This is a genomic window from Massilia sp. UYP34 (assembly GCF_056279385.1).
The window spans coordinates 725,359-745,623 of record NZ_JBWBRF010000001.1; the positions used below are offsets into that span (position 1 = coordinate 725,359).

General features: G+C 65.5%; 20 protein-coding genes and 1 pseudogene. 11 read left to right on the forward strand and 10 right to left on the reverse strand.

Translation table 11 applies throughout. From position 1 onward, the window contains the following. Positions 1-22 precede the first annotated feature (22 nt). Together ACZ9AQ_RS03180 and ACZ9AQ_RS03185 are read right to left on the reverse strand one after the other, a co-directional pair. Positions 23-1,366, reverse strand: a complete 1,344-nt coding sequence (locus ACZ9AQ_RS03180; protein WP_429200756.1) for a GH1 family beta-glucosidase — start codon at positions 1,364-1,366, stop codon at positions 23-25. A gap of 78 nt (positions 1,367-1,444) precedes the next feature. After that, the gene (locus ACZ9AQ_RS03185) at positions 1,445-3,868 is read right to left on the reverse strand and encodes a TonB-dependent receptor (RefSeq protein ID WP_429200754.1); all 2,424 of its coding nucleotides are present in this window, start codon (positions 3,866-3,868) and stop codon (positions 1,445-1,447) included. Positions 3,869-4,155: 287 nt separating this feature from the next. Here ACZ9AQ_RS03185 and ACZ9AQ_RS03190 point away from each other — a divergent pair, with 287 nt between their 5' ends. The 3 genes from ACZ9AQ_RS03190 (at position 4,156) to ACZ9AQ_RS03200 (ending at position 7,719) form a co-directional block, all read left to right on the forward strand. Further along, positions 4,156-5,166, forward strand: a complete 1,011-nt coding sequence (locus tag ACZ9AQ_RS03190; protein WP_429200752.1) for a LacI family DNA-binding transcriptional regulator — start codon at positions 4,156-4,158, stop codon at positions 5,164-5,166. A 241-nt stretch (positions 5,167-5,407) separates the two neighbouring features. Continuing rightward, positions 5,408-5,833 (forward strand): organic hydroperoxide resistance protein, encoded by a 426-nt coding sequence (locus ACZ9AQ_RS03195; protein WP_429200751.1) that lies wholly within the window; start codon positions 5,408-5,410, stop codon positions 5,831-5,833. Positions 5,834-6,558: 725 nt separating this feature from the next. Next, on the forward strand, positions 6,559-7,719 hold the full coding sequence (locus tag ACZ9AQ_RS03200; protein ID WP_429200750.1) for an MFS transporter: 1,161 nt from the start codon (positions 6,559-6,561) through the stop codon (positions 7,717-7,719). A gap of 89 nt (positions 7,720-7,808) precedes the next feature. On the opposite strand, the gene ACZ9AQ_RS03205 is transcribed toward ACZ9AQ_RS03200, so the two are convergent. Next, positions 7,809-8,639: an AraC family transcriptional regulator gene (locus tag ACZ9AQ_RS03205; protein WP_476108112.1), complete on the reverse strand. Its 831-nt coding sequence runs from the start codon at positions 8,637-8,639 to the stop codon at positions 7,809-7,811. A gap of 49 nt (positions 8,640-8,688) precedes the next feature. On the opposite strand from ACZ9AQ_RS03205, the gene ACZ9AQ_RS03210 reads away from it, so the two are divergent. Together ACZ9AQ_RS03210 and ACZ9AQ_RS03215 are read left to right on the forward strand one after the other, a co-directional pair. Then, the gene (locus ACZ9AQ_RS03210) at positions 8,689-8,874 is read left to right on the forward strand and encodes a hypothetical protein (RefSeq protein ID WP_429200748.1); all 186 of its coding nucleotides are present in this window, start codon (positions 8,689-8,691) and stop codon (positions 8,872-8,874) included. Next, on the forward strand, positions 8,867-9,178 hold the full coding sequence (locus tag ACZ9AQ_RS03215) for a hypothetical protein (RefSeq protein ID WP_429200746.1): 312 nt from the start codon (positions 8,867-8,869) through the stop codon (positions 9,176-9,178). The genes ACZ9AQ_RS03210 and ACZ9AQ_RS03215 overlap by 8 nt, the downstream gene beginning before the upstream one ends. 1 nt (position 9,179) lies before the next feature. Here ACZ9AQ_RS03215 and ACZ9AQ_RS03220 read toward each other — a convergent pair whose 3' ends face one another. From ACZ9AQ_RS03220 to ACZ9AQ_RS03230, 3 genes are all read right to left on the reverse strand, one after another. Further along, positions 9,180-10,232: a glycosyltransferase family 9 protein gene (locus tag ACZ9AQ_RS03220; RefSeq protein WP_429200744.1), complete on the reverse strand. Its 1,053-nt coding sequence runs from the start codon at positions 10,230-10,232 to the stop codon at positions 9,180-9,182. Positions 10,233-10,358: 126 nt separating this feature from the next. Beyond that, positions 10,359-10,973 (reverse strand): hypothetical protein, encoded by a 615-nt coding sequence (locus ACZ9AQ_RS03225; RefSeq protein ID WP_429200743.1) that lies wholly within the window; start codon positions 10,971-10,973, stop codon positions 10,359-10,361. Beyond that, positions 10,970-12,610: a carbamoyltransferase C-terminal domain-containing protein gene (locus tag ACZ9AQ_RS03230; protein WP_429200741.1), complete on the reverse strand. Its 1,641-nt coding sequence runs from the start codon at positions 12,608-12,610 to the stop codon at positions 10,970-10,972. The genes ACZ9AQ_RS03225 and ACZ9AQ_RS03230 overlap by 4 nt, the downstream gene beginning before the upstream one ends. Positions 12,611-12,911: 301 nt before the next feature. Here ACZ9AQ_RS03230 and nudC point away from each other — a divergent pair, with 301 nt between their 5' ends. Then, positions 12,912-13,733, forward strand: a complete 822-nt coding sequence (gene nudC, locus ACZ9AQ_RS03235; protein ID WP_429200740.1) for an NAD(+) diphosphatase — start codon at positions 12,912-12,914, stop codon at positions 13,731-13,733. A gap of 41 nt (positions 13,734-13,774) precedes the next feature. Here the strand turns inward: nudC and ACZ9AQ_RS03240 are convergent, their stop codons facing one another. Further along, positions 13,775-14,680 (reverse strand): hypothetical protein, encoded by a 906-nt coding sequence (locus ACZ9AQ_RS03240; protein ID WP_429200738.1) that lies wholly within the window; start codon positions 14,678-14,680, stop codon positions 13,775-13,777. A 143-nt stretch (positions 14,681-14,823) separates the two neighbouring features. On the opposite strand from ACZ9AQ_RS03240, the gene folE reads away from it, so the two are divergent. The 3 genes and pseudogenes from folE to ACZ9AQ_RS03255 all read left to right on the forward strand — a co-directional run bounded on the left by folE (position 14,824) and on the right by ACZ9AQ_RS03255 (position 16,524). Next, complete coding sequence (gene folE / locus ACZ9AQ_RS03245; RefSeq protein WP_109345918.1) at positions 14,824-15,390, forward strand: GTP cyclohydrolase I FolE; 567 nt, start codon at positions 14,824-14,826, stop codon at positions 15,388-15,390. Between the two features lie 80 nt (positions 15,391-15,470). After that, positions 15,471-15,746, forward strand: a pseudogene (locus ACZ9AQ_RS03250) (transposase); the annotation flags it as partial. Between the two features lie 169 nt (positions 15,747-15,915). Continuing rightward, positions 15,916-16,524: a phosphatase PAP2 family protein gene (locus tag ACZ9AQ_RS03255; protein WP_429200737.1), complete on the forward strand. Its 609-nt coding sequence runs from the start codon at positions 15,916-15,918 to the stop codon at positions 16,522-16,524. Here ACZ9AQ_RS03255 and ACZ9AQ_RS03260 read toward each other — a convergent pair whose 3' ends face one another. Next, positions 16,525-16,944 carry a hypothetical protein gene (locus ACZ9AQ_RS03260; protein ID WP_429200735.1) on the reverse strand — a complete coding sequence of 140 codons (420 nt, stop codon included), beginning with the start codon at positions 16,942-16,944 and terminating at the stop codon, positions 16,525-16,527. 119 nt (positions 16,945-17,063) lie between these two features. Between ACZ9AQ_RS03260 and ACZ9AQ_RS03265 the strand changes: the two genes are divergently transcribed. Next, entirely contained in the window at positions 17,064-18,317 is a 1,254-nt protein-coding gene (locus ACZ9AQ_RS03265; protein WP_429201774.1) for an RtcB family protein, read from the forward strand. A 31-nt stretch (positions 18,318-18,348) separates the two neighbouring features. Further along, on the forward strand, positions 18,349-18,552 hold the full coding sequence (locus ACZ9AQ_RS03270; protein ID WP_429200734.1) for a hypothetical protein: 204 nt from the start codon (positions 18,349-18,351) through the stop codon (positions 18,550-18,552). A gap of 3 nt (positions 18,553-18,555) precedes the next feature. Here ACZ9AQ_RS03270 and ACZ9AQ_RS03275 read toward each other — a convergent pair whose 3' ends face one another. Together ACZ9AQ_RS03275 and ACZ9AQ_RS03280 are read right to left on the reverse strand one after the other, a co-directional pair. Next, on the reverse strand, positions 18,556-19,218 hold the full coding sequence (locus ACZ9AQ_RS03275) for an HAD hydrolase-like protein (RefSeq protein WP_429200732.1): 663 nt from the start codon (positions 19,216-19,218) through the stop codon (positions 18,556-18,558). 265 nt (positions 19,219-19,483) lie between these two features. Then, complete coding sequence (locus tag ACZ9AQ_RS03280; RefSeq protein WP_429200730.1) at positions 19,484-20,218, reverse strand: SDR family oxidoreductase; 735 nt, start codon at positions 20,216-20,218, stop codon at positions 19,484-19,486. Positions 20,219-20,265 lie beyond the last annotated feature (47 nt).

Genomic DNA, 20,265 nt, shown 5'->3' on the forward strand with positions numbered 1-20,265 from the left:
TCGTCGCTCTTGTGTGTGGCGATCAAGTCTTGATGCGATTGGCGATGAACTCGCGATACCACAGTGCGCTGTCCTTCAGGGTGCGCTGCTGGGTCGCATAATCCACGTGCACGATGCCGAAGCGCTTGGCGTAACCCGAATTCCACTCGAAGTTGTCGAGCAGGCTCCAGAGGAAGTAGCCGCGCACGTCGACGCCGGCATCCATCGCCGCCTTGAGCGCGGCCAGGTGGCTGCGCACGTAGGCGATGCGTGCCGGATCGTGGACCCGGCCATTCTCGACCACGTCGGGATTGGCCATGCCGTTCTCGGTAATGTACACCGGCGGCAGGTCGGGATACTCGGCCTTCAGCTTGACCAGCAGTTCGGGCAGGCCTTCCGGGAAGATCTCCCAGCCCATGTCGGTCACGCCGTGCCTGGCCGGCGGCGGCACCGGCGGGTTAGCGGCGCTGCACCAGCTGCGAAAATAATAGTTCGAGCCGAGGAAGTCGATTTTCTGCCGGATGATGTCGAAATCGCCGTCGGCTACCACCGGCGCGTTGGCGCCATGGCCGCGCAGGGCCAGTTCCGGATAGCGGCCCTTGAAGATGGGGTCCATGAACCACTGCACCGAGCGCGCGTACTCGAATTCGGCCATCGCGCGGTCGGCCTCGGAACCGGTGGCGGCGTCGGCCGTCCACTGGTTCAGCACGATGCCCAGTTGCGCCGTGCCGCCCGCCTCGCGCATGGCGCGCATGGCCAGTCCGTGCGACAGCAGCAGGTGGTGCGAGACCTGAATCGACTGCTTCAGGTCGGTCACGCCCGGCGCGAACTGGGCGTTGCCGTAGCCGAGGTTGGCCGTGCACCACGGTTCGTTGTGGGTGGCGATCGCCTCGATGCGGTTGCCGAAGCGGCGCGCCACTTCATGCGCGTAGTCGGCGAAGCGGTGCGCGGTGTCGCGGTTCAGCCAGCCGCCATCTTCCTGCAGGCCTTGCGGCAGGTCCCAGTGGTAGAGGGTGGCGTGCGGGCGGATGTTCTTTTCCGCCAGCGCGTCGAGCAGGCGGTCGTAGAAGCCGAAGCCGGCCTCGTTCCAGGCGCCCTTGCCATCCGGCTGGACGCGCGCCCAGGCCATCGAGAAGCGGTAGGCGTCCACGCCCAACGAAGCCATGATGGCGACGTCTTCGCGGTAGCGGTGGTAATGGTCGCAGGCGACAGTGCCGTCGCTGCCATCCTTGATGTTGGCCTTGTTCTTGCAGAAGGTGTCCCAGATCGACGGGCCCTTGCCGTCGACGTCGTGCGCGCCTTCGATCTGGAAGGAGCTGGTGGCCACGCCCCAGGTGAAGTCGGATGGGAAGTCGTTGTGAAAGTCGAAGTCGGGACTCTTGGTCATGGAAATCTCTAATCGCGGGGCGAACCCGCGTAAAAAACAAAAAGCAGGCCCGGGGGAGTGGGCCTGCGGTGCTGCGGCTCAGAAATCGAAGCCGGTGTTGATGCCGACGGTGCGCGGCGGCTTGTACTGCGCCAGCCACGGACCGAAGCTGTTGAAGGCGCTGGTCTTGATCTTCTTGTCGCTCACGTTGCGGACAAAAGCGTCGACCCACCATTTGTCCTGCTGGTAGCGCAGGCCGACGTCCGCGCTGGCATAGGCTTTCTGGCGGTCTTCCGGTCCGAGGTCGAACACGCTCAGGCGCACCTCGTCCTCGTAGCGCGCCGTGATGCGCGGCACGATGCTGCCGCCGTTGGCCAGGCGGAAGGTGTGCTGGTACTGGACCGTGGCCGAGAACTTCGGCGCGTGCGGCAGTTTGTTGCCGGTGACGTCGAGGCAGTTCGCGATGCGCGGATCGACCGTGCACGGCGGCAGCGCGTAGTCGTTCGAGCCGGCGATCAGGTGACCGAGCTTGGTGTCGAGCACGGCCAGCGCGATCGACAGGCGGCCGTCCCGCGCGACGCGGGCGGCGATCTCGGTTTCCAGGCCGTACACCTCGGCGCCGTCGGCGTTCTCGATGGCCAGGCCACGGCTGCCGTCCGCGAAGCTGACCGGCGAATTGAACTGGAAGTCCTTGAAGTCCATGTAGAACAGCGCGTTGTTGATGCGCAGGGCGCCGTCCAGGAAGGTGCTCTTCGAGCCGATCTCGTAATTGGTCAGCGTCTCGGGCTGGTAGGGCAGGCCGCGGTCCTGCACGCCGCCCGACTTGTAGCCGGTGGACACGCTGGCATAGACCATATTGTTGCGGTTGATGTCGTAGTTCAGGCGCACCAGGCCGGTGGCCTTGTTGTCGCTGTAGCGGCCGTCGTTCGGCACACCTTCGACGTAGCCGTTGACCGGGTCGCGCGGGTCGATGTGCGGGTTGAGCGGCACTTGCGGCGCGCTGGCGTCATTGCCCCAGGTGTAGCCGCGCCCACCGGTGTGGACGCGCTTGTCGTGGGTGTAGCGCACGCCGCCGGTCAGGTGCCAGGCATCGGTAATGTTCCAGGTGGCCTGGCCGAACACGGCCGAGGTGTCCACGGTCTGCTTCGGCTGGATGAAGGAGCCCTGCCAGTTCACGGCGCCGTCCGGGGTGCCTCTCATGCCGGCGATGTCGAAGCGGACGTCGTTCTTCTCGTTGCCATAATAGGCGCCGACCTGCCAGTCGACCTTGCGCGTGCCGGTCGACTGCAGCAGCAGCTCGTGGCTGTGGCTCTTGTAGTTGGAGTCGACCGTGGTGTGTTCCTGGAAGATGCCGCCGGTGGTGATCGAGGTCGGGACGACGGTGCCGCCATCCTGGTCGAAGCGCATGTCGCCGCTGTACTTGGACCAGCCGGCCACGTACTGCAGCGCCACGTCGGGGCTGATGTCCCAGCTCAGGCGGCTGCGCACGTTGTGGCTGTCGCGGTCGATCCACGGGGCGCTGTCGGACAGGGTCGACCAGTGCTTCTTGCCCGCGCGCGGGACCTGCATCAGGTTGGCGCTCGGGGTGCCGCGGTCGATGAATTTTTCATAGGCGATGTCCCAGCGCACGTTGGGCGCCAGTTGCCACAGCAGCGACAGGCGCGCCGCGCTCTGGTCCTGAGCGCTGTACTTGTCACCGCCCAGGACGAAGTGGTTCGGGTTGATCGGACGGAAACCGGCCGGATCGGCGCCGGAAGCCAGATAGGCGGCGCGTTGCGACTCGACCGACGGGTTCTGGAAGCGCTGGTAGTCGACGTAGCCGTCGTGGCGCTCGTGCACCACGGCGAAGCGCAGCGCGGCATTGTCGGCGAGCGGGATGTTGACCGCGCCACGCACGCCCAGGCGGTTGTAGTCGCCGATGCCGCCCTCGAGGTAGCCGGCGCTGCTGTTCAGTTCCGGCTTGACAGTCTGGATGTTGACCGCGCCGACGGTGGAGTTGCGCCCCCACAGCGTGCCTTGCGGGCCGCGCAGCACCTCGATGCCCTCGACGTCGAACAGCAGCGCGGTGGCGCCTTCGGCGCGCGGCGAATAGACGTTGTCGACGAAGGACGCCACTTCGGGGTCGGCATATTCGGTCTTGGCGCTGTCGTTGCCGATGCCACGCAGGGTCATGGTGGTGACGCCGTGGTCGCCCTGGGCGGTGGCCTGGAACCCCGGCACCAGCGCCACCACGTCGAGCATGGTCTGCACGTGGTTGTCCTGCAGGGTGGCGGCGCTGAGCGCGGTGACCGCGATCGGGGTGCGCTGCAGCGAGGTCGAACGCTTGGTGGCGGTGACCTTCACTTCGGCGATCTGGCCGTTGTCGACCACCGCGGGCGGCGTGGCGGCGGCAGCGGATGCCGGGTCGGATGCGCTCTGGGCCTGGGCGCTGCCGATGCCGGCGAGCAGGGTCAGGATGGCGAGGCGGATGGGGGTGGACGACGAAGTGCGCACTGCGGCCCCCACGGGCGTAGTCATGGTCATTGCTTGTCTCCGAGTATTGTTTTATGCGTACATCGTGGGCGCTGAGAGCGCTAACAAATGGATCGCGAGAAATCGATTTCATAAATTGTGAAAACGGTTTCATAGTAATTTCGTCCGTAAAAAAATGTCAATGAGAATTTGTGAACACGCTTGCCGGGTTTGTTGCATCTCAACGACGACCCTTCGATGAAAAGGGTGTCATGCCGCCGCGCGTTCTATCCTTTCCGGGTGAGTATCGGTGATATACTTCAAGCAACTATCTGCCTTGTATGAGTCCGGAACGCATCATGAAAAACGTCGAGAGCAGCACCAGCACCCTGTACCAGGTCGCCAGCGCTGCCGGCGTCTCTCCCGCCACGGTATCGCGCTTCCTGAACGGCACCGCCAAGGTGTCCGAAGACAAGCGGCGCACCATCGAGCGCGTCATCGATGAGCTGAACTACAAGCCGAACCGCCTGGCGCAAAGCCTCAAGATCGGCAGCACCCGCACCATCGGCGTGCTGACCCAGTCGTTCGAGAGCGGCTACTTCAACCGTGCGATGGTCGGCATCGAGGATGCGGTCAAGGCGTCCGGCTATGCGCTCCTGATCATGAGCGGGCACTGGCATGCCGACGAAGAAGCCGAGCGGGTCGAGCTCCTGATCGGGCGCCGCGTCGACGGCGTGGCGATCCTGACCGGGAACATGAGCGACCAGCAGATCCTCGATTTCTCGAAGCGGGTGCCGATCGTCGCCTTCGGGCGCGACGTCCAGGGCGCGCGCGCCCACGGCTTTTGCCTCGACAACTACCGCGGCGCCTGCGAGGCGGTGGAATACCTGATCGCGCAAGGCCACCGCCGCATCGCCCACATCGCCGGTCCGGACGACCACCGCGACGCGCGGGCGCGCCTGGCCGGCTACCACGACACCCTGGCCAAGCACCGGATCGAGGCCGATCCGCGGCTGGTGGTGGCGGGCGACTTCAGCGAATCCGGCGGCTTGCTGGCGCTGAATGGGCTGCTGGCCGCCAACCAGCGCTTCAGCGCGATCTTCGCGGGCAATGACCTGATGGCATATGGGGCGCGGCTGGCCCTGTACCGGCGCAATATCCGGGTGCCCGAAGACATCTCGCTGGTCGGCTTCGACGACCTGGAAAGCTCGATGTATACGACGCCGCCCCTGACCACGGTGCGCCAGCCGCTGTACGACGCCGGGATCGGCATCGGACGCCGCATGCTGGCGATGCTCGCGCACGAGCAGCCGGAAGGCGAGGTGCCGCAACTGAGCCTGATCGTGCGGGAATCCGTCAGATTGCTGTGAGCCGGGCGCAGGCGCCCGGTTACATCCGGTAACATGTAGCTGGAAATATAGCTTGCTATTAAATAGTGAGCTATGTAATATCCTTTCCATGGCAGCGCCGAACGGACCAGCAAACGGGTCGGCGGCCAGGGCAGCAATGCATCATCGACAGCATTATCAAGGCTTTTAAATAGTGCACTATAAAATAGTGCTTTAGTAAACCTGGTGGCAAGCGCCGCCAACAATGACAAGGAGTTTTATCATGGCAATCGACAAAGTCCTCTACCGTGCAAGCGCCACCGCCTCGGGCGGCCGCGAAGGCCGCGCCGTTTCCCCGGATGGCGTGCTGGACGTGAAACTGACCACCCCGAAGGAACTGGGCGGGGCCGGCCTGCCAGGGACCAACCCCGAACAGCTGTTCGCGGCCGGCTATTCGGCCTGCTTCCTGGGCGCGATGAAATTCGTCGCCGCCCGCGACAAGCTGACCATCTCCCCGGACGTGTCGGTGGAGGGCAGCGTCGGCATCGGTCCGATCCCGACCGGTTTCGCCATCGACGTCGTCCTCAAGATCAGCTTGCCCGGCGTGCCGGCCGATGAAGCGCAAACCCTGGTCGACCGCGCGCATATCGTCTGCCCTTACTCGAACGCTACCCGCGGCAATATCGATGTGACCCTGCAACTGGTGTGATGCGCCGCTCCCCGGGTAGCCGGGGAAAGGGGAACCTGCCAATACGCCGTTCGCCAGACTGAATTGGTAGCGTACGATTTAATCGTGAATATGGTCAGTCTGTCGCCACTGTCGCCAAATGATCCGTTTATGCGCCGAACTGAAAAAGCACCTGGCCCATAAAGTGCGTTAGCCCCCTGATCGGGCCGCCTGAGGGCGGCCTTTTTTGCGCCGTCAGGCGGGCCGATCAGTGTCTCTGATGCCGGTGGATTTAACAATTGGGGAAATATTCCCCGGCTGGAGGGAAGCAATTAACAGCGATCCACGATCATGAACACGGGCCGGTCACGGCAGCGTTCGCATTGATTGAGTCATACGTCGTGGCACACCACGTTCACGCCGTTTTTGGAAGAAATATGCTGCATTGCAGCGATTTGAGCTATCTGTCCGATGCTAACGTTCTCGGCAATAAATGGTTACATATGTCGCTAAATCCTTACTTCTCCATGCGAAAGCAGTGTTTATTTAGCACGTTTTCATGTGCGCCTGGCAAGTAAGTTGTCATCTTTGCGTCAGCGCAATACAACGGTACGATATATTTTTCCGCACGGAAAACCAAAGCGAAAAAAGGGTTTAGAATTGCCGTCCATCAGCTTCCTGACGTAAATATTTCAGACACGTTCGGGCTGTAAAAAGCACTCTGGCAATTACTTTATATCTCAAGAAATTTAACAATTCGCGCTTCCATGCAAACCACTGCTTCTGTTTCACGTCGTTCGTCTTCCGTACTCGTACAAGCCCAGCTGTTCTCGCTACCGGTCGTATTCGCCCTGTTCGGTCTGATCATGGGCTCGTGGGCCGGCCGCATTCCGGCCTTGGCTGCTGGCGTCAACATCTCGCATGCGGCGCTGTCGATGGTGTTGCTGTGCGGCGGCCTGGGCGCCGTGATCTCGTATCCGATCTCGTCGTTCCTGATGGGCCGGTTCGGCGCGCGCAAGACGCTGATGATGTCGGGACTGGCCCTGCTGTGTGTCCTGGTCTCGATCGGCATGGCGCCGGACGTGTCGCGCCTGATGATGGCAGTCCTGATGCTGGGCATCACCGCCAGCACCTTCGACGTCGCCATGAACTCGGCCGCCGCCCGCCGCGAAAAAGCGAGCGGCAAGTCGGAAATGTCGCGCCTGCACGGCCTGTGCTGCGCCGGCGGCCTGGTGGGCGCCACCCTGGGCAGCCTGATGGCCAGCATGAAGATCGCGCCGGCCACCCACTTCCTGATGCTCGCCGGTCCGCTGGCCGTGTTGCTGTGGCTCGCCGTCAATCTGCTGGAAGCGGATGAAGCCGGCGTCAAGGTCGAGAAGAAGAAGTTCGCGCTGCCGCGCGGCCCGCTGGTCCTGCTGGGTCTGCTGGGCTTCTTCGGTTCGATGGCCGAAGGCAGCATCGCCGACTGGAGCGGCCTGTTCCTGAAAGAGCACTTCGGTGCGTCGGACGGCCTGGCGCCGCTGGCACTGTCCTCGTTCTCGGTGATGATGCTGATGTCGCGCATGGTCGGCGACAAGATGAAGGAACGCCATGGGGCCAAGCGCCTGGTGACCCTGGGCGGACTGGTCGCGGCGTCGGGCCTGTTCTTCGCGGTGCTGGCGCCGAACGCCTACGTCGCCCTGGGCGGCTTCGCGATCGCCGGCGTCGGCCTGGCCCTGGTGTTCCCGTTCGTGTTCAGCGCCGCCGGCGCGCAGGGCCCGGCAGCCCTGGCGGCGGTGGCCAGCATGGCCTACAGCGGTAGCCTGATGGGACCGCCGGCAATCGGTGCGGTCGCCCACTTCGTCGGCATGCAGGCAGCCATCGCCTACGTCGGCGGCCTGTCCCTGGTGATCGCCATGGTGGCGTGCCGCACCCGCCTGCTGAAGTAACCGGTTTGGCGGCCTGGCTGGCCGCCGGCATGTTCACAACGCAGACGCGTCCGCAAGGGCCGTCTGCGTCGTCGTTGGCGCTGTCTGGATCAGCCGGCGACCCGCTTGAGCCACTCGCGCGGCGAGGCGCCCATCATCGTCGTGAAGGCGCGCGTGAACGTGGATGGGCTGGTGTAACCCGTGCGGCTGCTGACCTGCTTGACCGGCATGCCTTCGCGCAGCAGGCGCGTGCCGACGCCGATGCGCCAGCGTGTCAGGTATTCGCCAGGCGGGACCCCCATCACGTCGCGGAAGCGCTCGGTGAACGCGGCGCGCGACATGCAGGCGACCTGGGCCAGCGATTGCAGGCTCCATGGTTCTTGCGGCCGCTCGTGGATGGCTGCCAGCGCCAGGGACAACTGGCGGTCGGACAGCCCGGCCAGCAAGCCCACCGACAGCCTGCCGTTGTCGAATTCGCGGCGGATGACCTGGATCAGCAGCACATCGCACAGGCGGTCGACGATCATGTCTGAACCATGGTCTTCCTTGCCCGCTTCGTCGAACAGAAGGTCCATTGTGCTGCGCAGCCCATCGATTTCCGCAAGGGGAATGACCAGGCACGATGGCAGCACGCGCGCCAGCGGATTGCTCAACCCGTCCTGGAACGTGATGTGCGCGCACAGCAGATTGGCGGATTGGCCGGGACGCACCTGCAGGGCGTGGTTATCGCCGCGCGGATAAAACAGCAGGCTCGGCTCCGTGATGCTGACGACGCCACCGTCGTCATGCACGAAGTCCACCGTTCCGGAGCGCACCAGGTGTAGTTGCCCCGAGGTCCCATTTCCGATGAAACGATTGCCGTCGCAAAACGTGCCGTTGTAGAAAATACGGGCGTTGAAGGACTGACGACCAACCATCGATGACAACTTATCCATAAACATTTAATTTCGACTGAGTGACAGCTATTCTGGACGAGTGACGGGTTTCTGCGTGGAACTTGATGAAAATTCACGCGAAATACAACGCTTGTCGGCAATCGCCTTGTTACCTATTCACTCCATTAACAATCAACGCATCAAGCACGTGACCACCGCCGTGGTCGGCGTGCTGATCCTGCTGCCACCGCCGTTGGCGCCACCGGTTTCATACCACCCAACGCGCGGTATACTTGCTTGAAAACCTCGCTCTTCGCCCAGCCAACCAGCAAACTGCTGTATCCAGCATCGAACTGCGCATGGAGATGAAACACAGCCGTATCCTGCAGGCATTGCAACATAACCCGGAAAACCGGTTTGCGGCGCTTCATGGCCGTCCGCTATCGGTTCATAGTCAGTTCATGACGAACAATGGTGAAGCATTGCGCAAGGAGATCGCCAACGTGCGCGACAGTGTCGGTTATTCCGACACAAGGCAAGTGCTCGGACACTGGGCCGACCAGGCAAATCACATGCTGGGAAGAAGATCAATTCGGTCTGGGTGAGTCACCAGTACGGCCACATCCCCGCCGCCCGTTGCCTGCTGGGTTCGGCGCCGGTGAGCAAGGTGCGCGCATGTTGCAGCACGACGGTGGCGCGCTCGGCGCCGGGATCCCAGATGCAGCGGTGACGCTGGCGGTCGAGCGGCGCCCAGCGCGCGATGTCGGCCTTGCTGAAGATGACCACGCTGTTCAATCCCAGCCCGGCCGCGATGTGCGACACCCCGGTGTCGTTGCAGATCAGCAGCCGTGCACGGCTCAGCAGGGCCGCCATGGCGCCGATCGAGAGCGGGGCGGCGGCGATGATGGCCGGCACATGCATGCGATCGGCGACCGCCTGCGCGAGCGGCGCTTCGTCGGCTGATCCGGTCAGGACGATGCGCATGCCGAACTCGTCGGCAAGCTGGTCGGCCACCCTGGCGAAGCGTTCCGGCGGCCAGCAGGTGTCGCGCTGGCGCGCTCCCGGGTGCACGCAGATATAGCTGCCCGGCTCGAGGCCTGCCGCCAGGCCGCTGGCGGCAAGCTCGTCCTCGTCTTCACGCAGGATCGGGAACTCGAGGTGCGTGTCGGTCACCGGCGCCCCGAGTTGGCCGACCAGGTGCAGCAGGCGTTCCGGTTCGGCGCCTGTTTCGGGGTAGGGAACGAGAACGGTCTTTTCGGTGATCAATGGCTTGCCGCGGCAGTGGCCCGCCATCGCCGTCGCCCCGAAGCCGGAAACGATGTGGTTCGCGATGTCGCCGCTGCCGTGCAGCTGCACGGCCAGGCTGAATTCGCGCGCGCACACCGTGGCATAGAACGGGGGCAGGTCGTCATGGTGCACGGTTTGCTCAGGCAGTAGGGGATGGCCGGGAAAAGACAGGAACTCGTCCAGGTAGGCGGGAAAGCGCCGGACGAATTGCACCGCCCATGGCAGGCCGACCAGGGCGATGTGGGCCTTGGGCAGGGCGCTGCGCAAGGCGCGCAGCGCCGGGACCGCGCACAGCATGTCGCCGACATGCAGCGCACGGAACACCACGACCGAGTGGACAGGAAGGCGATGCAGCAATGGTCGCCGGAGCATGGCTCTTTCTCCTCTCAACATCGTTTTTCATCGCGGCGAATTCTTGTCGTTCGCCGATTGCCCTTCTCCTTGCATCAAACCTCTTGCTCGCCATGCCATGCCTTGCGCGCAAAGGCCGTGCCCGCATCAGGCCAGCAAGCGGTCGAGCACATTGCGCGTGATGCGTTCGACGCGGCGGTCGCGCGGCCCGTCAATGACGTGCGCCCAGTCGGTGGTCCCGGCCGAGAACACGGCGCCGCCGCGCTGGTAGATGCCCAGAGTGGCGGCGTGGATGCCTTCGCAGGCGGCGTGCCACTCGCGCGAAGGAAGATCTTGCCAGTGGCGGTCGAGGTGGCATGCCGCCAGCACCTGGTAGCTGTGCGGCGTGCCGGCGCGATGGCACAAGGCGGACAGGGTCGCCTTGCCGCTGTCGTGGTCGAAGGCGGCGAGCGGCGCGCCGTCGCAGGCAGGGCCGGCAAGGGGCGGCCAGGTGTCGTGGCCGAAGTGCTCGCCCTGCGCCAGGTAGACACCGGAACACATGGGTAGGCCCAGCGCCAGCGCGTAGTCGGGCCAGTGCCAGTCGTCGGCCGGGCCTTCATCGACGGCATGCTTGCCGGGCAGCCGGTCGCTGCGCATCCCGGGCTCGAAGCCATCGCCCCAGCGGTAGAGCGCGGCGCGAAAGCGCGGCCGGTCGGTCGACGCCTGCAGCTGCAGGCGAGCGCCGGGCCGGATGCTGGCATGACGTGGGTAGCCGCGGATCATGCCGGCAACCCGGGTTCTTGGCGCTTCATGACGAGGTAGGGCGGCATGGCCAGGCCGTGCAGGGGCAGGCGCCGGAAGGCGGCGACGGCCTCTTGCGGCGTCTCGATCAGGGGCTCGTGCCTGCCGCACAGGGAGGCGCCCAGCAGCACCGGCACCCCGGTGCGCACTTCGAAGCCGGCCAGCAGGGCGCGCAGCACCGGATCGTCGCTCGGGCCGACCGTCTGCAGGCGCGCGCTGCCGTCGACATGGGTGACCGCCGCCAGCAGCGGCATCACGCTGCTGCGCACCGGCACCGCGAACTGCATGAAGGGCGATGGCGCCCGCAGGTCGAAATACTGGGACGCGCGCTCTTCGGCCACCATGGGAGCGAAGGGGCGGAACCACTCGCGTTCCTTGACGCGGACGTTGATCCAGTCGCGCATGCGCTCGCGGCGCGGATCGGCCAGGATGCTGCGGTGGCCAAGCCCGCGCGGGCCGAATTCGCTGCGGCCCTGGTACAGGCCGACGACCCGCCCCGAACACAGCAGGTCGAGCATGCGCGCGCACAGGGCGTCGCGCCCGCGCGGATGCTCGACGATCAGGTCGCTCGCGCCATCGAGCGCCGCCTCGATGTCGGCCAGCTGGGGCGCCGGACCGAGATAGTCGTGGGTCCAGCGAAAGTCGACGCTGCGGCCGGCCAGCTCGAGCAGGCCATAGAGGGCGCAGCCGAGGGCGGCGCCGGCCGCGCCCGGCGCCGGCGGCACGAACATGCGGCGGAACGGACCCTCGCGCAGCAGGCGCGCATTGGCCGCGCCATTGAGGGCGGCGCCGCCGGTGAGGCACAGGTCGTCCAGGCCGGTGCGCCCGTGCAGCCAGCGGGCCAGCGCCAGCAGCGCGTCTTCGAAAGCGCGCTGGCCGGCCGCCGCCAGGTTGGCGCAGTCGGTGAAGCTGGCCTTGGGCGAGCCGAAGCCGAAGCGGAACCGGTCGGCGTCTTCGAGCAGCGCCGGCCAGGCGCGCGGGATGGCGACCTGCATGCCGTCGACCTCGAGGGGCGGCAGGCCGAGCGCGTGCGGATCGCCGTAGGGCGCCAGGTCGGTCACCTTGCCTTCGTTGCCCTGGCCCGGGAACAGCGCCTGGGTGAGCCGGGCGTAGAACATGCCGAGTCCGGCGGCGTGCCGGTCGCCATCGGTCTCCAGTTGCCGGCCGATGCAGGCGATGCGTTCGCGGTCGACGCGATGGCAGGAGGCGACTTCGCGCCGCCCGTCGGCCCCCAGGCTGCCGCGGCCACCCACGACCATCACCGCCGCTTCGCGAAAAGGGGATGGGTGGAAGGCGCCAACCGCCTGCGCCAGGTGCCGTGGGATGCGGGCGCGCCGCGCGCCGCGGGCGAAGGCGAGCACGCGGTCGCCGTCGTCGCCGGCCACCGTGTCGTCCACCGCGCCGGAGGCATGGCATTCGACCAGCACGTCGAGCGGTCGTTCGAGCCCGGACAGGTGGGGCAGGTAGAACGCCTCCATGTCGCCCGGTTCTCCCGGGTGGTGCTTGTGGCGCGTGAGGCGCTCTTTCTGGATGGCCCATTGCACGTGTGAGCCGTGCATGAGACAGACGCTCGCATGCCGGTCGCGGTTTATGCCGAGCACAACGGGGGTATCGTCCATCGTCTTCTCCTGGTCAGCGCAGCGGCGGATCGGTGGGTTGAACACCGGGGGCGAACGCCGGTGTCGTAGGGCGGATAACAGCTGCCGCCAGCGTGCGGTAGTCAGCCACTGGTTGTCAGCCACTGGTAGTCAGCCATTGGTAGTCAGCCATTCTTTGAGCGCGACTGTTCAGGATTAGTTCGCGGCCACGCGGCGAATTCGGCCAGCCGGGCCGGGCCGGCCGCGCCGCGCCGCGCCGGCGCCGGTACGTCGTCCGGAAAGGCGGTATCATCCTTGGACTCCGGCCACCATTCTTCCGACCATGCTCCAGACGCCTGCCACCTTCACGCCGCTGTTCGCGCCGCATCCCGACCCGGAACCCTTGACCTTCCTGTTCCACAAGGGGCAGCTGCTGGTGCGCGAAGACGGGCCGGCATTGCCGGACGCGGCGGCCCTGGAACGCATGGGCGTGGCGCCCGGCACGCTGCAGCCGCTGGGCCTGCTGGACGGACGGTATTGCCAGGCCGGCTGGTTCGACCTGGAACCGGCGCTGCCGCCGGGCCACGCCTGGCGCGGCCTGCGGGCGTTGTTCGGGGTGATCGACGAGGCGCTGGTGGGCGTCGCGGGACGTGCGGCGCAAGTGGCTGAATGGGCGCGCACCCATCGCTTCTGCGGCGTGTGCGGCAGCGGCACCGTGCTGGCCATCGGCGAGCGCTGCTACAAGTGCGTCAATTGCGGCCACGCGGCCTACCCGCGCATCTCGCCGGCCATGATGGTGCTGATCCGCAAGGGCGACTCGGTGCTGCTGGCCAAGCACCTGCAGCACGCGACGCAGCGCTTCGTGCCGCTGGCCGGTTTCCTGGAAGCGGGCGAGTCGATCGAGGAAGCGATCCACCGCGAGGTGTTCGAAGAGGTGGGCCTGCGGGTGCACAACCTGCGCTACTTCGCCAGCCAGTCGTGGCCGTTCCCGCATTCGCTGATGCTGGCCTTCACGGCCGACTACCTCGACGGCGAGATCCGGGTCGACACCAGCGAGATCGCGGAGGCGCGCTGGTTCGGGCCGGATGACGAATGGCCGGAGCGGGTGCCGCAGATGTCGATCTCGAGCGTCCTGATGGACGCCCATCGCCCGCCCGGCCGCTAGTGCTCAGGAGCGCACCGGCGGACGCATTCAGGGAAGCGGGATCAGGGCCGGGTCGGCGCCACCACCACGGTCACGCCATCCGGCGCGCGGGCGGTGGCCGGCGCCGGCGCCATGACCTGTTCGGCATTGAGCGGGGCCGGCTTGGCGCCGGTGCTGCGCAGGTTGATCGCGCGCTGCAGGATGTCGAACCAGAACGGCGCGCCGAACAAGGTGGTGCTGGCGGTGACCAGCCAGCCCGAGGCCTGCAGCGCGAAATCGGCATCGAGCACCGGAGGAAAGGCTTGCCAGCCGATCGGCAGCACCCACAGCTGGGCCATCACGTCGGCGTCCAGCCCGTCGGGCACGGCGGTGATGTGGGCGGCCATGGCGGGATGCTGCCACAGGATCTGGAACAGGTGGATGCTGTCGATGTTGAACAGGATCGCCAGCAGTAGCGAGACCAGGAACGAGATCAGCAGCTGGCGCCGCTTGTAGACGCCGGACAGGCGTTCCATGGCGGTTTCGAACCAGCCGGCAAGGGCCGCCTGGAAGCGCTGCAGGTCGCCGCCCGCCTGCTGGTACAGCGTTTGCAGGGTGCGCCGCAGCTGGGGGTCGGGAACGGCGGCGATGTCGGCCTCGAGCGAGCCGTGGCTGCCGCGGATGGCGTCGATCAGCGCGATCGCGAAGTTGGCCGGTTCGATGTAGGATGGACGGAGCCGGGCGGGCAGGCGTGCGCCGGGATCGAGCCCACCGGCGCGCGGGTTGACCAGCGGATGCGCATACAGCACCCGCGCCGTGGCGTCGAAGCGGGGATCGTTCAGCATGCGCTTGACGGCGTCCTGCAGCATGCCGGCGCGCAGCCGGAAGCTTGCCGCCAGGGCTTCCTGCAACGTGGTGACGACCAGCGCCAGGGTGCCGTAGCAAAATGCCAAGCCGATGGCGACTTCCAGAACCGTGCTGCCGAACATAGCGCTCTCCCAGGCTGGAACCACGCTCAACGCTAAGCTAACCGTGTGATATAGGATTTAATTTTCCTCAAGAATAAGGCGGCCGGCAGCCGGCCACAGTGCTTCCCTATATACTTGCGGCAATCGTTTTTTTAAGGTGCACCATGTCTGACAAAGAAGCTTTCACCGAACACGACTGGCGTCGTCTCCTGACCAGCCTGGGCGAAAATCCGGAACGTCCGGGCCTGGTCGAAACGCCGGCGCGCGTCGCGAAAGCCTGGAAACACTGGACCTCGGGCTACGACCAGGATCCAGTGGAAGTGCTCAAGGCGTTCGAGGATGGCGCCGAGGAATACAATGAATTGATCGTGGTGCGCGGCATCCCGGTCTACAGCCATTGCGAACACCACCTGGCGCCGTTCTTCGGCAAGGCCACCGTCGGCTACCTGCCGAACGGGAAGATCGTGGGCCTGTCGAAGCTGACCCGCCTGGTGGACATCTTCTCCAAGCGGCTGCAGGTGCAGGAACGCATGACGATGCAGATCGCCAATGCGCTGATGGAGGTGCTGGAACCGAAGGCCGTCGGCGTCGTCGTCAAGTGCCGCCATATGTGCATGGAGAGCCGTGGCATCCGCGCCATCGGCGAAGAAACCATCACCTCGACCCTGCTGGGCGAGCTGCAACCGAACCTGGCGCTGCGCACCGAGTTCCTGGCACTGGCACGCGACTGAGATTCCGGGAACAGGTTGCCGTGTAAATACAACGGGAACCTGTTCCAGATCAGGACCTCCAAGTTGTTTTGGAGGTCAATATGGATCGTCCAGCCTATCCCAGCGATATTACTCGTGAGCAGTTCGAGGTGATACGCCCCATGCTCGAGGCGGCCCGGCGCAAGACGCGTCCGCGCAAGCATGATCTGTACGATGTGTTCTGCGCCGTGCTGTACTTCCTGCATACCGGCTCCACCTGGCGCGCAATGCCGGCCGGCTATCCCCCCTGGCGTACCGTGCACGAGTATTTCACGCAGTGGACCATGCAGCGCGAGAATGGCCAGTCGCTGCTCGAAAGCGTGCTGGAGAAAGCGGGACGGCAGGAAGAACTCGCCCAGTTGCGCTCCTTGCTACACAAACGCTAGGCACAGCCTGGGGTGCTGTCACCTTTTTGTCACATTCTGTTGCACTTTGCCAAAGGTGCACAAGAATGGATGGGCTAAGCTATGAAAAAAGTTATCAATCTTTCATCAATAGCCCTGCGCCATGTTCGAGCACGTCAATCTGATCCTGTTTTCTGTCCTGAATGCCCACGCTGAGCTGACTGGCTGGCAATTGCTGGGGGCGGTGTTCGCGGCCGAATGGCTGATTTTCCTTGTGCCTTTTTCCCTGGTGCTGCTGTGGGCCAGCGGAACGGGGCCGCGGCGCGAGGTGGCGCTGCGCGCCTTCCTGGCGGCGGCCTGTGCGCTGACGCTGAACGCCATGATCGGCCACCTGTGGTACAGCCCGCGTCCTTTCGTGGCCGAGGTCGGCCATACCTTCCTGCTGCATGCCCCCGACAGCTCCTTCCCCAGCGACCACGCGACCAGCATCTTCTCGGTGGCGCTGGTGCTGGCCTTCAGCCGCGTGCCGCTGGCGCGCAGCCTGGGACTGGTGATGCTGCCGCTGTCGCTGGTCGTGGCCTGGTCGCGCGTCTATCTCGGCGTGCATTGGCCGAAAGACATGATCGGGGCCTTGCTGGTGTCGGGCGGCTTTGCGCTGCTGGCCTATACGCCGTTGGCGCAGGCCGCCTGCGCCCGGGCGTTGCCGGCGCTCGAGCTGGTCTATCACCGGCTGCTGGCGCTGCCGATCGGGCGCGGCTGGCTGCGGCCCTGATTACTCGCCGGTCGACGCTTCCGGCTTTTCAAAGGTGAGCTTGTCGTCGTCGCCGAGTGCGAAGATTCCCAGCGGCAGGCCGGTGACGGCGTCGGCATCCGGCGCCTGCCGTTCGGTGCAGCCGGTGGTGTCGATCTGCCAGGCCTGGTCGTCGGCGCGCAAGGTATAGATGTTGTTGCCGTTGCCGAACAATTCTACCTGCAAACCCGACAGCCATACCGAACCCAGCTCGAGCTGGCGCTGGCATTCCGGCAGGCGCGACATGATCACGCGCAACGTTCCCTCCTTGGCCCAAAAGGTGTCTTTCTCGACCCTGACCGTGATCGCGTGATCGGTATTGGGATCGATGGAATAGGTGGCCGTCTCGAGGAAGCAGCCGCTCAGCAGCAGCGGAGCCAGGAGGACGAGGGAAAGGCGCATCGGCAGTGTCATTGTTCATTCATGCAACAGTGTGGTGTGCCGAGTATAGCAATAGCGATACAGGCGGGGCCGATTCAGGCGGACAGCGCGGATTGTCGTTTTGCGCGATCATGCGCCGCATGGACCACAACGACTATGAATTGCTCGGCGCTACGGACCAGCTTCGTCCGGCGGATGGCCGCCCCGTGAAGATGTGGACCAGGGGCGTGCCGGCCGAGCCTGGCGCGAAGGAACAGTTGTCGGCACTGGCGCAACTGCCATTCGTCTTCCACCACGTCGCCGTCATGCCCGACGTCCATATTGGCAAGGGATCGACGATCGGCAGCGTGATTCCGACCCTGGGGGCCGTGATCCCGGCCGCGGTCGGCGTCGACATCGGTTGCGGCATGATGGCTGCCAAGACCACCCTGCGCGCCGGCGACCTGCCCGACAATCTGGGCAAGCTGCGCAGCGCCATCGAGCAGGCGGTGCCGCATGGCATGTCGCCGAAGACGCGACACGCCCGGGGCCGCGACGCCGGTTCCTGGGACAACCCGCCGCCGGCCGTCGATGCCGGCTGGGCCAGGCTCAAGAGCGAGTTCGACGAGATCTGCCGCAAGTACCCCAAGCTGCGCCATGCGAACCACTACAAGCACCTGGGCACCCTGGGCAGCGGCAATCACTTCGTCGAGGTCTGCCTGGACGAGGAAAACTTCGTCTGGCTGATGCTGCATTCCGGCTCGCGCGGCGTGGGCAATGCGATCGGCACCCATTTCATCGAGCTCGCGCGCCAGGACATGCGGCGCCACATGGTCAACCTGCCGGACCAGGACCTGGCCTATCTCGAAGAAGGCACCCGGCACTACGACGACTACGTCGAGGCGGTCGGCTGGGCCCAGAAGTTCGCGCGCATCAACCGCGAAGTCATGATGCAGAACCTGATCGGCGCGGTGCGCAGCGTGATCAGGAAGCCTTTCGAGACGCATGTAGAAGCGGTCAATTGCCACCATAACTACGTGCAGCGCGAGCGCCACTTCGGCAAGGACGTCTTGATCACGCGCAAGGGTGCGCTGTCCGCGCGTGAAGGCGAGCTGGGCATCATTCCCGGCTCGATGGGCGCACGCAGCTTCATCGTGCGCGGCAAGGGCAATCCAGAAAGCTTCCACAGCTGCAGCCATGGCGCGGGTCGCGTGATGAGCCGCACCGAAGCCAGGCGCCGCTTCACGGTGGCCGACCAGGAGCGCGCCACGCGCGGGGTCGAATGCCGCAAGGACGAAGGCGTGATCGATGAAATCCCGATGGCCTACAAGGACATCGACGCCGTCATGCACGCCCAGCGCGAGCTGGTCGACGTGGTCCACACCCTCAAGCAGGTGGTGTGCGTGAAGGGCTGAGCCTCCCATCTTCCACCAAGCGAGCCTGTCCATGAATGAAGACCAAAGCCTGACTGCCCGTCCCGGCGCCGCTCCGGTTGCGCCACGCGCCGCGGTGCACGATCCGGAGCGCGATCCGGAGCGCAATCCGGCGCCATGCACGCCGCCCGACAACCTGTGCCGCGCCGGCAGCTATCCCGGTCTCGTCACGGCGGTACGCAAGGCGATCGAGCGCAACGCCGACTTCGGCAGTTGACGCTTACTGCCGCGCCAGCGACAGCAGGTCGGCCGGCGCGCCGAACTCGCGTTCCGGCGCCACCCGGCGCAGCATCTCGATCGGCGCATAGCCCCAGCTGACCGCGCCGAAGGCGATGCCGGCGCGGCGCGCGGCGTCGGCGTCGGTGGTCTGGTCGCCCACGTACAGCGCCTGCGATGGCGGCGTGCTCGCCCGCCGCACCACCTTGCGGATGCGCGCGGCCTTGCCGAAGATCGACATGCCGCATTCGTACTGGCCCATCAGGGCCGCCAGCTCGGGCCCGAGCACGGCGCGCACGTTCTCCTCGGCATTCGAGGACACCACCGCCAGCCGCAGGCCGGCGCGGTCGAGCTCGCGCAGGGTTGCGCCGATGCCGTCGAACAGCGGGATGCGGCCCGATCCGGTGACGGCGCGCATGCGGTCGATGAAGGAACGCGAGGCGAACGGCAGCTTCCAGGCCGGCATGCCGACGTGACGCATGACGTCGCGCGGACCGTAGTGGCGCAGCCGCTCGGCCTGTCCGGCGTCGATGTGCCGGAAACCATGCTGGTCGGCGATATCGTTGAACACGCTCAGGAAGAAGGGCCAGGAATCGGCCAGCGTGCCGTCGAAGTCGAAGATCGCCAGGCGGTAGCCCATCTGCGAAGCCGGTGAAAGAATGGTCATGGCCCGATTATAGGAGAGGGCGGAACAACGGTAGTTCGATTGGCGACCGAATGCCATGCGCCTTGATTAGCGGGAAGCAGATTTCATCCAATCTTCCCATGATCCAAGAATCCGATACCAACCTGGTGGGGGCCTTCCTGTCCTACATACAGGATGTCGTGAAGCGCCAGGCGGCGACGACATCGTGCTGCTGGCGGTGCGGTGGCGTTGATGCGCCTGTTACACCCTGTAAATCGGGTGAAATGCTCCGCAAGGATTGCTCCGGCTAGACCACGCCGCCGTTGGCGCGCAGCACCTGGCCGTTGACCCAGGCGGCGTCGGGGCCGGCCAGGAAGGACACGACGCGCGCGATATCGTCCGGCTCGCCCAGGCGCTCCAGCGGCGGCAGCTGGGCGAAATGGGCGATCTGCTCGGGAGTCTTGCCGTCAAAGAACAGCTCGGTCGCCACCGGGCCCGGCGCCACCACGTTGACGCGGATGCGGCGGCCGCGCAGCTCCTTGGCGAAGATCTGGCTCATCGTCTCGACGGCGGCCTTGGTGGCGCCGTAGATCGCATAGCCGGGCGGCTTGAGGCCGACCACGCTGGTCGAGAAGTTGACGATGCTGCCGCCTTCGTTCAGGCGGGTGGCCGCTTCGCGCATGGTGTTGAAGCTGCCCTGCACATTGATGGCGAAGGTGCGCGCGAACAGCGCGTCGCTGGTCTCGGCCAGCGGCACCGTCTTGAGGATGCCGGCATTGTTGACCAGGACGTCGACCTTGCCCAGCTCGCGCTCGGTGGTGTCGAACAATGCGCGCACCTGGTCGGGCTGGGCGACGTCGGCCTGGATCGCAATGGCCGTGTGGCCGGCCGCGTGCAGCTCGGCCACGGTTTTCTCGGCTTCCTGGCTATTGCTGGCGTAGTTGACGGCGACGCGGTAGCCGTCTTCGGCCAGGCGCCGGGCGACGGCGGCGCCGATGCCGCGCGAGGCGCCGGTGACGATGGCGACTTTGGATGGGGTCATGGAATGCTCCTCGGGATGGTTGAGGACTCCATGATGCGCTGTTATCG

Bases quoted from the DNA above. Each gene is read 5' to 3' on its own strand.
- ACZ9AQ_RS03180 (WP_429200756.1), bottom strand. From the start codon at position 1,366: ATGACCAAGAGTCCCGACTTCGACTTTCACAACGACTTCCCATCCGAC.
- ACZ9AQ_RS03185 (WP_429200754.1), bottom strand. From the start codon at position 3,868: ATGACCATGACTACGCCCGTGGGGGCCGCAGTGCGCACTTCGTCGTCC.
- ACZ9AQ_RS03190 (WP_429200752.1), top strand. From the start codon at position 4,156: ATGAAAAACGTCGAGAGCAGCACCAGCACCCTGTACCAGGTCGCCAGC.
- ACZ9AQ_RS03195 (WP_429200751.1), top strand. From the start codon at position 5,408: ATGGCAATCGACAAAGTCCTCTACCGTGCAAGCGCCACCGCCTCGGGC.
- ACZ9AQ_RS03200 (WP_429200750.1), top strand. From the start codon at position 6,559: ATGCAAACCACTGCTTCTGTTTCACGTCGTTCGTCTTCCGTACTCGTA.
- ACZ9AQ_RS03205 (WP_476108112.1), bottom strand. From the start codon at position 8,639: ATGTTTATGGATAAGTTGTCATCGATGGTTGGTCGTCAGTCCTTCAAC.
- ACZ9AQ_RS03220 (WP_429200744.1), bottom strand. From the start codon at position 10,232: ATGCTCCGGCGACCATTGCTGCATCGCCTTCCTGTCCACTCGGTCGTG.
- ACZ9AQ_RS03225 (WP_429200743.1), bottom strand. From the start codon at position 10,973: ATGATCCGCGGCTACCCACGTCATGCCAGCATCCGGCCCGGCGCTCGC.
- ACZ9AQ_RS03230 (WP_429200741.1), bottom strand. From the start codon at position 12,610: ATGGACGATACCCCCGTTGTGCTCGGCATAAACCGCGACCGGCATGCG.
- nudC (WP_429200740.1), top strand. From the start codon at position 12,912: ATGCTCCAGACGCCTGCCACCTTCACGCCGCTGTTCGCGCCGCATCCC.
- ACZ9AQ_RS03240 (WP_429200738.1), bottom strand. From the start codon at position 14,680: ATGTTCGGCAGCACGGTTCTGGAAGTCGCCATCGGCTTGGCATTTTGC.
- folE (WP_109345918.1), top strand. From the start codon at position 14,824: ATGTCTGACAAAGAAGCTTTCACCGAACACGACTGGCGTCGTCTCCTG.
- ACZ9AQ_RS03255 (WP_429200737.1), top strand. From the start codon at position 15,916: ATGTTCGAGCACGTCAATCTGATCCTGTTTTCTGTCCTGAATGCCCAC.
- ACZ9AQ_RS03260 (WP_429200735.1), bottom strand. From the start codon at position 16,944: ATGCGCCTTTCCCTCGTCCTCCTGGCTCCGCTGCTGCTGAGCGGCTGC.
- ACZ9AQ_RS03265 (WP_429201774.1), top strand. From the start codon at position 17,064: ATGGACCACAACGACTATGAATTGCTCGGCGCTACGGACCAGCTTCGT.
- ACZ9AQ_RS03270 (WP_429200734.1), top strand. From the start codon at position 18,349: ATGAATGAAGACCAAAGCCTGACTGCCCGTCCCGGCGCCGCTCCGGTT.
- ACZ9AQ_RS03275 (WP_429200732.1), bottom strand. From the start codon at position 19,218: ATGACCATTCTTTCACCGGCTTCGCAGATGGGCTACCGCCTGGCGATC.
- ACZ9AQ_RS03280 (WP_429200730.1), bottom strand. From the start codon at position 20,218: ATGACCCCATCCAAAGTCGCCATCGTCACCGGCGCCTCGCGCGGCATC.